Origin of the sequence: Streptomyces sp. BF23-19 (assembly GCF_041106355.1) — a bacterium.
In the GTDB taxonomy this organism is placed as follows: Bacteria; Actinomycetota; Actinomycetes; order Streptomycetales; family Streptomycetaceae; genus Streptomyces; species Streptomyces virginiae_A.
On record NZ_JBGBPT010000039.1, the window covers coordinates 66,783 to 79,276 of the forward strand.

Consider the following 12,494-nt stretch of genomic DNA (forward strand, 5'->3'; position numbering starts at 1 on the left):
CGGTGCGGAGTGGGTGCCGTTCGGCCGGCACCCACTCCCGCTCCCCCGTGCGTCGATCAGGCGGTGATCTTGGCCTCGTCGGCCGCCGGAGATCCCTCCTCGGCGGTGTCGCCGGTGGGCATTTCCTTGATCTTGGCCACCGGTCCGGCGAGCAGGGTCAGGCCGCCGACGATGGTGACCGTGCCGGCCACGGCGAGGCCGGCCGTCAGGCCGATCCCCTCGCCGAGCGCGCCGCCGGCGAAGTAGCCCAGCGACAGGGCGCCGTACACCGCGGAGAGCGCGGTGCCGCTGACGCGGCCCATCTGCTCGTTCGGAGTGACCCCCTGCACGAGGCTGAGGACGTGGATGTCGAACATCGGGGAGACGAAGCCGATGATGGCCTGGACCACGATCAGTCCGACGAAGCCGCCGATCGACCCGCCCGTCGGGACCAGGATGTAGCCGGCGCCGAGCACGACCGCGGTGATGACGAGCAGGCGGCCCACCGAGAGGCTCTTGGACACGACCTCGGAGAGCACCGCACCGACGATGACGAAGACCGACATGACGGCGAAGGCGACGCCGACCTGGCCGGGGCTGAGGTCCAGCACCTTGTACGCGTAGACGATCAGGAGCGCGTCGCCCATCGCGGCACCGAGGTTGACCACGACGTTGGCGGTGAACAGGCCGCGCAGGACCGGGTTGCCGAAGAGGGTCCGCATGCCCTCCTTCATCTCCGCCTTCGCGGAGGCCTTGCGCTCCTCGGTCCGCTCGCGCACGTCCCGGTGGCGGATGACCAGCAGGGCGACGAGCGAGATGAGGAAGGTGAACGCGTCGGCGGTGATGGCGCGTGCGGCGCCGAGCAGCTGGATGAGTGCGCCACCGGCGCCCGCGCCGACCGCTTCGGCGACGCTGCGGCTGATCTGGAGCTTGGTATTGCCTTCGATGAGGTTCTCGGTGCCGATGAGCTGGGGCAGCCAGGACTGGTACGAGACCTCGAAGAAGGTGGTGAGGCAGCCGGTGATGCCGGCCACGATGAAGAGGTGGGTCATGCTGACGGAGTCGAGCGCGAACGCCAGCGGAATCGTGGCCAGGGCCAGGAAACGGCCCAGGTCGGCCACGATCATGACGGTGCGCCTCGACACCCGGTCGGCCACCAGCCCGGCGATCGGGGCGAGCAGCAGGAAGGGGAGGAAGCGCAGCGCGCCGAGCACGCCGACCTCCAAGGCTCCACCGTCCAGCACCACGACCGCGAGGGTCGGTAGCGCCAGAAGGGAGATCTTGTCTCCGAAGTTGCTGACGGTCTGCCCGAACCACAGGCGATTGAAATCGGAATGCCGACCGAGTGCCATGTCGACGCCCTTTTCTGATTGGGTACGGAATTGTCGGACGGCACTGACGCTATGGACCCCGAGTTAGACCCCGGTTATGAATTCCGGGACTGTAGATCGCTTGTAGACATGCGATGAGTTCAGCTGGAGAACCGTGCGATGTCGGCGCTCTCGCGGGCGATGCCGGCCGCCACGGCGGGGGTGTGGGGCTCGGCCCCGGGGAAGGGCTCGACGGTCACCGGGGCCCCGCGGCGGCCTCCCGACCAGGTGCCGACGGCCAGGCCGTCGACCAGGACGGTGGCGCGGATCTGCCCGCCGCCGGGCCACACGCGGCGTTCGTGTGCGGCGGGTACGGACAGGTCCCGGCTGCGGTATCCGACGAGGTAGTTGTCATAGGCCGGCAGCAGGCGTACGTCGGGCTCGCCCGGGGCGGGCAGTGGCTCGGGCCCGGTCTCGCGTACGGCGGCCCACGCGTTCTTGCCCGTGGTGGCCTTCAGCCCCGACCAGTGGACGAAGTCCAGGGCGTCGGAGGGTCCGTACGCCGCGCGGTAGCGGCGCGCGAGTTCGCGTTCGGCGGCGGCTCCGGTGAAGGGCAGGGGTCCGGTCGCGGGCAGCCAGTCGTCGAGGAGGACGAAGGTGGCCTCGCCCTCCCGCTGCGGTCCGTGGCAGATGCGGCCGGCGAGCGCGGCGCGGCGGATCAGGTGGAAGGCGGACTGGCCCTTCGGCTCCACCCCGAGGGTGGTGAGCCGGTCGGTGAGTTGGGCGCGGGTCAACGGCCCCTCGGCGCCGATCGCTTCGGTGATGAGCCGTTCCGAGCGCGTGCACAGGGACTCGTCGAGGCCCAGTTCGCGCAGCCGCCGGGCGGCGAGCGCGAGGTAGACCGGGCCGAAGAGGGCCAGCAGCCACCGGGCGTCGGCGGCCGGCACCAGCTGGAGGGTGCCGCGCATGAACCAGCCGCGGACGGCGGTGCGTTCGGTGTCGGTGGCCCGGCGCACCGCGTCCTGGGTCAGCCCGCGGGCCCGTACCCGCAGGCCGAGCTCCGCCGCGGGCAGGTCCTGTGCCTGCACGGCCAGCACCCGGTCGAGGACGGCGGCGACCGATTCCTCCCGGACCTCGCCCCCGATCGCCTGTGCGCGCGCCCTGAGCAGCCGGTCGGTCGTCGTACGTCGTTCCACGTGTCCAGTCTTTCAGCCGTGCGGCCGTGGCCGCGTCTTCTCATCGCGGGCCGCCACGCGTCCGACGGCCCGCTCACCACAACCGGTCCGGCGCTCCGAACGACGCGCAGGCTCTGTGCCGGGCGGCGAGGAGCCGCCCGGCACAGAGCCGGGCCGGAGCGTGCGGCCGTCAGCGCTTGCGGCGCAGCACCGCGTAGTAGCCGGGCAGCCGCAGGGCGTCGGAGTCCGACTGCGGGTCGATCGCATGCAGTTCTATCGCCTCGTCCTCGACGACCTCCCACCCGTCCGCGCCGAACGCCTCGGCCAGTTCGGGTCGGGTGAAGCGGTGCGAGTGCCGTACGCCGGCCGCCTCCAGCGGGCCGACCAGGTCCTCGGCGCGGCCGCGCTTGCCGCCGACGAAGCCGAGGTAGCCGAAGGAGTTGCTGGAGTAGTCGGGCTCGTGGACGATCAGCGTGCCCGAGTCGCCCAGCAGGCGGTCGGCGACGGCGGCGAGCCGGGCCCGGGCCTCGCTGTCCAGGACGTGGAAGACGCCGCGGACGAAGATGTTGTACGGCCCCTCCCCCAGGACGGCGGCCTGCTCGGCGTCGGTCATGTCGATCGCCAGGTAGTCGACGTTCGGCACGCCCTCGGCCTCGCGTTCGGCGTGCTCGATGGCGCTGGCCGAGACGTCGACGCCGATGACCGAGGGGTAGTACGGGGCGAGTTCGCGGCTGTAGCGGCCGTTGCCGCAGCCCAGGTCGATGACCGGCAGGCCGCCGCGGAAGTGGCGCCGCGCCTGGTCCAGCAGCCAGTGGAACTCTTCGCCGCTGTCGGCGTCCCAGATGACGTCGCCGCCGCGTCCGGTGCGCCGGATCCCGGCCCAGTACCGCTCCCAGGCGTCGCCGGTGTCGCGTTCCTCGGTCTTGCCGGGGGCGGTGCTGTCCTGGCCGGGCGGCGGGGAGTGGCGCTCCCAGATCTCGTCCTCGGCGAGGGCGTCCAGCAGGGCGGTGAACTCCTCGAACATCGAGTCGATGAGTCCGTCCGGGTAGACGGCGGGCAGGAAGTCCCAGTTGAAGGTGAGTCCGTCGGGCTTCTCGAAGACCTGGAAGTCGAGGGAGACCTGCGGGGTCTGGGAGATGCCGTAGACGGGGGCGCCCAGCTCCGTCTCCTCGTACTGCGGCGGGTGGCCGGCCAGGCTGGTCATCACGACGGGCATGGCCGGGGCGAGGGAGCCGCGCAGCTTGGTCAGCTCGCGCAGCACCTGCACCCCGCTGAAGTAGCGGTGTTCCAGGTCCGCCCAGAGCCGGCGCTGGACGGCCTGGGCCCGGCCGGCGAAGGTGCTCTCCGTCTGTTCGACGGCCAGCAGCAGGGTGGTCGTGGTGTCCGCGAGCAGCGAGTTGACCTGCGGGTGCAGCGGAAGGCGGTTGAACAGCGGGAAGTTGATGGTGAACCGGGCCTGTCCGGCGGCCCGGCCGAGGATCTCGGCGTAGGCGGCGGCCAGGACCCCGGACGGGGTCACCTCGCGGGCGTGGGCGCGCTCCTGGATCCGGCTCCACCGCTCCGGGGCGACGACGTGGCTGCGGCGCTCGAAGCGGACGGGCAGCTCGGGGGCGTCGGTCGGGCGCTCGGGCAGTTCGGGGGCGGGCGGGAGGGTGGCGAGACGGTCCCGCCAGTACCACTCGGAGCGGCGGTAGAGCTCGCTGTCGCGCAGCGAGTTCCCGACGGCGAGCACGTAGTCGCGGAAGGTCAGCTCCAGCGGTACGAGTTCGGCGCCGGGTTCCACGTAGTAGGTGACCAGGTCGGGGATGAGGACCTGGAAGTAGCTCCAGGCGTCGGCGACGAGGAAGTCCAGGCAGAGGTGGATCCGGGCCCGGCCGCCGCCGAGCAGGCTGATCCGTACGTCGAACAGCGGCCAGGCGTCGCCGTCGAGGACCTGGTGGGACAGCCGCTCGCGCAGCGCGGCCAGCTCGGCCTGCCGGGCTTCCTCGTCGAGGCCGCCGAAGTCGGCGACGGGGATCTCGTAGGCCGGGATCTCCTCGAAGACCTGCTGGGTGCCGTCGGGCAGGACGCGGGTGCGCAGGGCGTCGTGGCGTTCCACGAGTCGGCGCCAGGCTCCCTCGAAGCGGGGCACGTCGAGCTTTTCGCTCTCCCACTCGAAGTAGCCGTGGCAGCCGACGTTGCCGAGCTCGACGAGGCCGCCGCGGCCGATCCACAGCGCCTGCTGGCTCTCGGTGAGCGGGAAGGGCTCGAAGCGCGCGGCGGGGTCCGGGACGATCGCGGGGAGTCCGCCGAAGGAGCCGCGGCCACCCGCGCGTTCGGTGGTGACGAGGGTGGCGAGCTCGGCGACGGTGGGGCAGGTGGAGAGGTCGGAGAGGCTGAGCTCGACGCTGTAGCGGCGGCGGATCGCGTCGATCAGCTGGAAGGCCAGCAGCGAATGTCCGCCCAGCTCGAAGAAGTTGTCGTGGATGCCGACGCCGTCGGTGCGGAAGGCGTCGGACCACAGCCTGCTGAGCCCGTCCTCGACCTCGTTACGGGGTGCCTCGTAGCCCGCGCCGACCGCGTCGCGGCCCTCCGGGGGCTCGGGCAGGCTACGCCGGTCGACCTTGCCGTTGGGCAGCCGTGGGAGGGAGGGCAGCACGACGACGGTGGCGGGGACCATGTAGTAGGGCAGGGTGCGGGCGACATCGGCGCGCACGGCGGCGGAGTCCGGTTCGGCCGCGCCGGCCGGGGACACGTAGGCGATGAGCCGCTTGTCGCCGGGGCCGCGCTCCTGGGTGACGACGACGGCCTCGGCGATGTCGTCGAGGCGGGCGATGTGCGTCTCGACCTCGCCGAGCTCGACGCGGAAGCCGCGGATCTTGACCTGGGAGTCGGAGCGACCGAGGAGTTCGACGGCTCCGTCCTCGCGGCGGCGGGCGAGGTCGCCGGTGTCGTAGAGCACCGGGTGCGGGTCGTCGGCGAGGAAGTTGGGGTGGAACTTCGCGGCGGTGAGCTCGGGGCGGCCGTGGTAGCCGGCCGCGACCCCGGCGCCGGAGACGTGCAGGCGGCCGACCTCGCCCTCGGGAACCGGGCCGCCGTCCTCGTCCAGGAGGTGGACGCGGAGGTTGGCGATGGGCACGCCGACCGGGACCTGCCGGGTGGCGCGGACCTCGTCGGAGGTGGCCTGGCTGGTGAGGTCGACGCCGGCGCCGAGGTCGAGGCAGGACAGGACGTTGGTGGTCTCGGTGGTGCCGTAGGTCATCACGACCCGGAAGGGGGTGTCGACGGGCGGCCAGCTGTGGACGCGCTCGGCGGTGGTCACCAGGATCCGCAGCGCGGTGTCCGCGGGCCACCGCAGCCCCCAGACGGGCTCGGCCAGGGCGGCCACCAGCATGGTGTGGGTGATGCCCTCGCCGACTAGCCAGTCGCGGATCTGCTCGGGGGTCTGCGCCTGACCCGCCTCGGGGATGTGGATGGCCGCGCCGGCGGGCAGGTAGGCGAGCCACTCCATGATCTGGACGGCGAAGCCGGGGGTGGACATCCAGGAGGCTCGGTCGCCGGGCCGGACCCCGTAGGCGCGGGTGGTCCAGTGCACGAGGTTGGTGAGCGCCCCGTGTCGTTCCAGGACGGCCTTGGGGGTGCCGGTGGAGCCGGAGGTGTAGATCAGGTGGCTGACGGTGTCGGGGCCGGTCACGACCTCGGGCGCGGTGTCGGGCAGGCCGGCTCCGGCGGTGGCGACCTCGGCCTGCGGGATGTCCTCGGGTATCCGGCGGCCGAGGTCGGCCGGGGTGAGGACGAGCAGCGGTGCGGCGTCGGCGATCATCGCCGCGAGCCGGTCGTCGGGGTTGACCGGGTCGAGGGCGACGATCGCGGCGCCGGTCTTGAGGATGGCGAGGGAGCCGATGACGTAGTCGGCGCTCCGGGGGTAGCAGAGGCCGATCCGGGCCCCGGCGGCGGCACCGCGGGCGATCAGCGCGTGCGCCAACCGGTTGGTGGCGGCGTCCAGTTCGGCGTAGGTCCAGCTGCGGTCGCCCTGCGCGAGGGCGATGGCCCGGGGGGTGCGGGCGGCCTGTTCGGCGAGGAGCTGCGGATACCCGGTGTTCGGGAAGGCGGCGTCCGAGCGGTTGAAGTCGACGAGTGCGGTGGTCACAGTGCGGGCCCTTTCTTACTTCGCGAAGGCTCGGCTGCGCAGCAGCCGCACGGGGAGAGCGTTGATCCCCCAGGTGAAGTTGGAGGAGTTGAAGGTGACGGGTCCGGCGAGTTCGAAGCCGTCCAGCACGCCGAGCATCTCGGTGAGCAGGGCGCCGAGCTCGAAGCGGGCCAGGCGCGCGCCGAGGCACAGGTGGCGGCCGTGTCCGAAGGCGACGTGCCGGTTGGGGCGGCGGTCGACCCGGAAGGCGTGCGGGTCGGCGAAGACGTCCTCGTCGCGGTTGGCCGAGACGTTCCACAGCGTGACCCGGGCGCCCTCGGCCACCGGGATCCCGTTGATCTCGGTGTCGCGGACGGCGGTGCGCAGGGCGTGCACCCCGGGGGTGGTCCAGCGCAGGATCTCCTCGACCGCCGGGGCGATGCCGCCCTGGCCGAGGCCGCGCAGCAGCCGCCACTGGTCGGGGTGTTCGGCGAACATGTGGACCGCGCCGGCCGCCGAGTAGCGGGTGGTCTCGTTGGCGCCGGAGAGGACGCCGTTGAGGTTGAAGACGATCTCGTGGTCGCTGAGCGGCCGTTCGACTCCGTCGCCCTCGTCGACGAGGGTGTCGTGGGCGATCTGGCTGACCAGGTCGTCGCCGGGGCGGGCCCGGCGCTCGGCGAGCAGCTCGATGAAGTAGAGGAAGATCTCCGAGTGCGCGTTGGTGCGTACCTCGTCGTCCGGGGAGTCGAAGGCGTCGGTGGTGAGGGCCCCGATCCAGGCCCAGTCGGCGCGCGGGATGCCCATCATGGCGCAGACGACCCGGTTGGGCAGTTGCTTGGCGAGGTCGATGAAGTCCAGCTCGTCCTGTTCGACGGCCTCGGTCACCAGCTCGCCGACCACCTTCTCGACCATCGCCTCGAGGCGCGGCATCTGCTGCGGTCCGAAGGCCTGGTGGAGGGCGCGCTTGAGGCGGGTGTGGTGCGGGACGTCGGAGACGATGAGCATGCGCTGGGCGACGGCGGCGACGGCGGCCGGATCGCTGCCCAGCCGCATGCCGCGGGCCGAGCTGAAGGTGTCGCTGTCGGCGTAGACCTTCATGATGTCGCGGTGCCGACTCAGCACCCAGAAGCCACCGTCGTCGCTGCCCGGCTCGGGATGCCAGTGGACGGGCGAGTGGGCGCGCAGCCAGGTGAAGGTGGGCCAGAAGTCGTTGCGGCCGAAGGGGCCCGGGTCGAGCAGGTCGATCTCCATCTCAGGCTCCTCGCAGGCTGAGCGGGCGGGTGTCGGGCCAGTGGGCGTCCACGAAGCCGGCGCATTCGTCCTCGGTGCCGTCGAAGCCGGCCGGCGTCCAGCCGTCGGGGGTCTCACGTGTGGCGGGGTACAGCGCGTACTGCCCCTCGTGGTTCACGAGGACCTGGTGGGTGGTGGGCACGGTGTCCTCCGGACTCGGGCGGGTGGCGACGGTGGGGCCCTCAGGCGCCGGTCGTGGTGGGGGCGGGTGCGGGGGCGGCCGGATCGGCGCCCGCGGCCCGCAGCAGGGCGGTCAGCTGTTCCAGTACGGGCCGCGGGTGGCGCAGTACGGCGTGGTGGCCGCCCGTGGTGGTGTGCCGGGTGAAGGCGGCGGTGGTGATCGCGGCCCAGCCGTCCAGGTCGGCGGAGGTGACGGTCTCGTCGCCGTCGGCCCCCCAGGCGTGGACGGGCATGCCGAGGCGGACGCCCGGCTTGTGGACGTAACTCAGGGACAGTTGGGCGTCCTTGCGGAGCATGCCGACCATCAGGGCGCGGGTGTCCTCGTCGAGCAGTTCGGGGTCGAGGCCGGCGGTGTCGAAGAGCTTGTCCAGCTCCTCTCCGTCGTCGACGATGCCGCGGCCGGCGCCGTCCCAGTGGCCGGGGGCCCGGCAGCCGCTGACAACCAGGGCCCGCGGGGCGACCCGGCGGGAGACCTCGTAGCCGAGGAGGCCGCCGAAGCTGTGGCCGAAGACGATCAGGGGCCGGTTCCCCACGGTGGACACCAGTTCGGCCGCGATGGCCTCGACGGCCTCGTCGAAGCTGTCCGGCATGGGCTCCCGCCAGCGGTTCTCCCGGCCCGGCAGCTGTACTCCGTACACCTGGGCGGTGCCGGCCAGCTCGGATTGCCAGGGGCGGAACTGCTGGCAGCCGGCCCCGGCGGGGGGCAGGCACAGCAGGGCGGGCAGGGCCCGGTCGGCGGGGTCGTCGGTCCAGGTGGAGATCCAGGCGCCCATGGCTCAGGCCCCTTCGGCGGTGTCGTCGGCCGGGGCGCCGGCGGACGCCTCCCGCTCGGCGGAGAGCCGGTCGAGTTCGGCGGCGAAGTGCCTGGCCGTCGGCTCGGCCAGCAGCGCGCCGAGGCCGACGCGCAGTCCGGTGACGCGGCGCAGTTCGGAGACCGCGCGGGCGGCGGCCAAGGAGTGGCCGCCCAGCTCGAAGAAGTCCGCGTCGGGGCCGGGGATCTCGGTGGCGAGCACGTCGGCCCAGACGGCCATCACGATGCGCTCGCTCGTGGTCGGACCGCTGCCCGGGGCCGCCTCCGGTGTACCGGGCGTCCGTTCCGGCGCCGCCAGGGCCTTGGCCAGCGCCTCGCGGTCGGCCTTTCCGGTGCTGAGGGTCGGGATCCGGTCGAGCACGCGTACGGTGGCGGGCACCGCGGCCGCGGGCAGCTGCTTGCGGCAGCGCTCCACGACCAGTTCGGCGAGGCCCGCCGGGTCGGTACCGGGGGCCGCGACCACGGCGAGGCCGAGGGTCTGCCCCGAGGTGAGCGGGCAGCAGGCGGCGGCGACGACCTCGGGGAGTTCGGCGGCGATCCGCTCCACCTCGCCCAGTTCGATGCGGTGGCCGCGGATCTTCACCTGGTCGTCGCGGCGGCCCCGGTACTCCAGTTCGCCGCTCGGGCGGCGGACCACCACGTCGCCGGTGCGGTACATGCGGGTGCCGCCGCCCTGGAAGGGGTCGGGCAGGAAGCGGCTCGCGGTGAGCCCGGGCCGGCCCCGGTAACCGCGGGCGACGGCGGGGCCGCCGAGGTAGAGCTCGCCCTCGGAACCGGCGGCGACCGGGCGGAGCTCCTCGTCCAGGACGTAGGCCCGGTAGCCGGGCAGCGGAAGTCCGATGGTGGTCACGTCGTCCCCTCGTCGGCTGTCGGCCCAGGTCGCGGCGATGGTCACCTCCGTCGGCCCGTACACGTTGAGCAGCCGGCGGCCGCGGGCGAACCGCTCGGCCAGGGCGGCCGGGCAGGCCTCCCCGGCGACCACGACCACCTCGGCGGAGTCGATCCCGGTGCCGTGCGCGGCGAGCAGCGAGGGGGTGAGGGAGACGGTGCGCAGGCCGGCGGGCAGCGGCTCGCGGCCCTCGGCGGCGGCCTGGCGCAGACCGTCCAGGGAGAGGTCGGTCAGGGCGACCCCCTGGCCGTGCGTCAGGTAGAGCAGGGTGCACCAGAGCCAGCCGTCGAAGGCGGGCGAGACGGCGTTGAGGCCGAGCCCGCCGGGGGGCAGTCCGAGGCCGCCGAGGGCCTCCACGAAGGTGTCCAGGCCCCGGTAGGTGACCTCGACCCCCTTGGGGCGGCCGGTGGTTCCGGAGGTGTAGATGAGGTACGAGCAGCCGTCGGGGGCGGGTACGGACACCCCGAGCGGCCCGGGGGCGCCGCGGCGGACGTCGGCGGGGGCCAGCAGGGTGATTCCGCCGGGCTCCAGGCCCGTGGGTACCTCGGTGGCGACCAGGACGGTGGCCCCGGCGTCGCGCAGGACGCGGCCGAGGCGCTCGACGGGATGCGCGGGGTCCAGGGGTACGGCGGTCCCGCCGAGGCTCCAGACGGCGAGGAGGGCGGGCACGCTCTCCCGGGACCGGCCGAGCAACAGCCCGACGGAGGTCTCCGGGCCGACCCCGGCCGCGGCGAGCGCGGTGGCGTACCGGGCGGTGCGGGCGGTGAGCGCCGCGTAGGTGAGGGTGCCGTCGAAGGCCTTGACGGCGGTCTCGTTCGGCTGTTCGCGGGTCCACCGTTCCAGGCGGGCGAACAGCGGCGGGAGCGCGGCGTCGGCCGGCTCGGCGGGGCCCGGTTCGGCCCGGGCCGCGCGCGGCGGTGCGTCGTCGGCCGGTGCGCCCGGGGCGGTGGCCCCGGCGGACTCGGCGTGCCGGTCGGTCATCCGTCGTTCCTCTCGGTGTCCGCGGGGCGGGCGGCCGCGGTGGCCCGCAGGCGCGGGCCGACCACCTGGCCTCCCCCGCCCTGCGGGAGCTGCATCGACTTGGTCTCCAGGAAGGCCTCCAGTCCGGCGGTGCCGCATTCGCGCCCGATCCCGGACTGCTTGAACCCGCCGAACGGGGCGGCCGGGTTGAACTGGCCGCCGTTCACGTCGACCAGGCCGGAGCGGAAGCGCCGGGCCACCCGTTCGGCGCGGGCTCCGTCGCCGGACCAGACCGCGCCGTGCAGCCCGTAGCGGGTGCCGTTGACGATCCGGACGGCCTGGTCCTCGTCGTCGTAGGGGATGACCGAGAGCACCGGCCCGAAGATCTCCTCCTGGCCGAGCGTGCTCAGCGGGTCCACGTCGGCGAAGATCGTCGGCCGGACGTAGTAGCCGGTGTCCAGCCCGTCGGGCCGGTCGGGGCCGCCGCGGACCAGGCGGCCGGCGCCGTCCTCGACGCCCCGGCGGATGTGGTCGGTGACACGTGCGTACGCGGCGGCGGACACCAGTGGGCCGAGGTCGGTCGCCCGGTCGCGCGGATCGCCGGTCACGTACCCGGCCATGGCGTCGCCGGCGAGCTGTACGGCCTCGTCCTGGCGATCCCTCGGTACCAGCAGCCGGCTCCATTGCAGGCAGGTCTGGCCGGTGTTGAAGAGCATCTGGTCGACGGTGGCGGCCACCGACGCGGCCAGGTCGGCGTCGTCGAGGACGAGGCTCGCGTTCTTCCCGCCGAGTTCGAGGTGGACGCGTTTGACGGTGTCGGCGCCGAGCGCGGAGACCTCGCGGCCGGCCCGGGTGGAACCGGTCAGGGAGACCACGTCGATCAGCGGGTGGGTGACGAGCGCGGTGCCGACGACGGCGCCGGTGCCGACGACCATGTTGAAGACCCCGGGCGGCAGATCGGCTTCGGCCATGGCCTCGGCGAGCAGCCGGGCGTGCAGCGGGGTGATCTCGCTCGGCTTGTGGACGACGGTGCAGCCGGCCGCGAGCGCGGGGAGGATCTTCTGCACGGTGAGCAACAGCGGGGTGTTCCAGGGGGTGATGCACGCGGCCACTCCGGCGGCCTCGCGCACGACGAGCGAATGGCCGACGCGCTCCTCGAAGGTGTAGGAGGCGGCGGTCTCGACGCAGTGCGCCGCCATGCCGAGGGAGAGCCCGACATGGGTCTGGCGGGCCATCCGGGCGGGTGCCCCGACCTCGGCGGTGATGGTCTCGGCGAAGCGGTCGGCCCGGACCTCCATGGCCTCGACGACCCGGCGCAGCAGCGCGGTGCGTTCGCGCAGCGGGGTGGCGGCCCAGCGCGGGAAGGCGGCCGCGGCGGCGCGCGCGGCGAGGTCGGCGTCCCGGGTGGTGCCGGCGGGCACGGTGGCCAGGGCGCGCTCGGTGGCGGGGTCGGTGACGACCAGGCGGCCGTCGGCGTCGGAGGCCACCCAGGCGCCGCCGATCCACTGGTCGGTGTAACGGGGCGGCAGGGGGGCCGTGTCGGGCTCGGCCCCGGCGGGTCTGGAGTCCTGTGGCTCGGTCGGCACGGTCAGCACGGTCACGGTGGGGTCCTCACTCGGTCACGGGATCACGGGCTCGCTGAACAGCTGGGTCGGTGTCACGCGGTCGCCTGGTCGGCCGCACGGGCCAGGGCGGCCGCGGCCCGGTTGTCGGGCCTGGCCCGCCGCACGGGGCGGGCCAGGGCGGTCGTACGGGCCTCCGGGCTCCAGGCCGGGGTCCCGGCCCGGCGGGC

8 protein-coding genes are annotated in these 12,494 nt (G+C 73.6%); all 8 read right to left on the minus strand.

The features are described 5' to 3' along the window. Positions 1-56: 56 nt before the first annotated feature. Positions 57-1,331: an MFS transporter gene (locus AB8A24_RS22365; RefSeq protein ID WP_328964501.1), complete on the minus strand. Its 1,275-nt coding sequence runs from the start codon at positions 1,329-1,331 to the stop codon at positions 57-59. 119 nt (positions 1,332-1,450) lie between these two features. After that, entirely contained in the window at positions 1,451-2,485 is a 1,035-nt protein-coding gene (locus AB8A24_RS22370) for a winged helix DNA-binding domain-containing protein (protein ID WP_328964500.1), read from the minus strand. A gap of 169 nt (positions 2,486-2,654) precedes the next feature. Continuing rightward, a complete protein-coding gene (locus tag AB8A24_RS22375; RefSeq protein WP_328964499.1) occupies positions 2,655-6,593 on the minus strand; it encodes an amino acid adenylation domain-containing protein in 3,939 nt (1,312 codons plus the stop codon). Between the two features lie 15 nt (positions 6,594-6,608). Then, positions 6,609-7,823: a cytochrome P450 gene (locus AB8A24_RS22380; RefSeq protein WP_328964498.1), complete on the minus strand. Its 1,215-nt coding sequence runs from the start codon at positions 7,821-7,823 to the stop codon at positions 6,609-6,611. Position 7,824: 1 nt separating this feature from the next. Continuing rightward, positions 7,825-8,088 (minus strand): MbtH family NRPS accessory protein, encoded by a 264-nt coding sequence (locus AB8A24_RS22385; protein WP_328966074.1) that lies wholly within the window; start codon positions 8,086-8,088, stop codon positions 7,825-7,827. Then, complete coding sequence (locus tag AB8A24_RS22390) at positions 8,045-8,815, minus strand: thioesterase II family protein (RefSeq protein WP_266485765.1); 771 nt, start codon at positions 8,813-8,815, stop codon at positions 8,045-8,047. Before AB8A24_RS22390 ends, AB8A24_RS22385 begins: the two co-directional genes overlap by 44 nt. 3 nt (positions 8,816-8,818) lie before the next feature. After that, on the minus strand, positions 8,819-10,723 hold the full coding sequence (locus AB8A24_RS22395) for a non-ribosomal peptide synthetase (protein ID WP_369477302.1): 1,905 nt from the start codon (positions 10,721-10,723) through the stop codon (positions 8,819-8,821). Further along, positions 10,720-12,231: an aldehyde dehydrogenase family protein gene (locus tag AB8A24_RS22400; protein ID WP_328966073.1), complete on the minus strand. Its 1,512-nt coding sequence runs from the start codon at positions 12,229-12,231 to the stop codon at positions 10,720-10,722. Before AB8A24_RS22400 ends, AB8A24_RS22395 begins: the two co-directional genes overlap by 4 nt. Positions 12,232-12,494 lie beyond the last annotated feature (263 nt).

What these genes read in the sequence shown, in the direction of transcription:
- AB8A24_RS22395 (WP_369477302.1), bottom strand. Translation starts at nt 10,723, where the DNA reads ATGACCGACCGGCACGCCGAGTCCGCCGGGGCCACCGCCCCGGGCGCA.
- AB8A24_RS22390 (WP_266485765.1), bottom strand. Translation starts at nt 8,815, where the DNA reads ATGGGCGCCTGGATCTCCACCTGGACCGACGACCCCGCCGACCGGGCC.
- AB8A24_RS22380 (WP_328964498.1), bottom strand. Translation starts at nt 7,823, where the DNA reads ATGGAGATCGACCTGCTCGACCCGGGCCCCTTCGGCCGCAACGACTTC.
- AB8A24_RS22365 (WP_328964501.1), bottom strand. Translation starts at nt 1,331, where the DNA reads ATGGCACTCGGTCGGCATTCCGATTTCAATCGCCTGTGGTTCGGGCAG.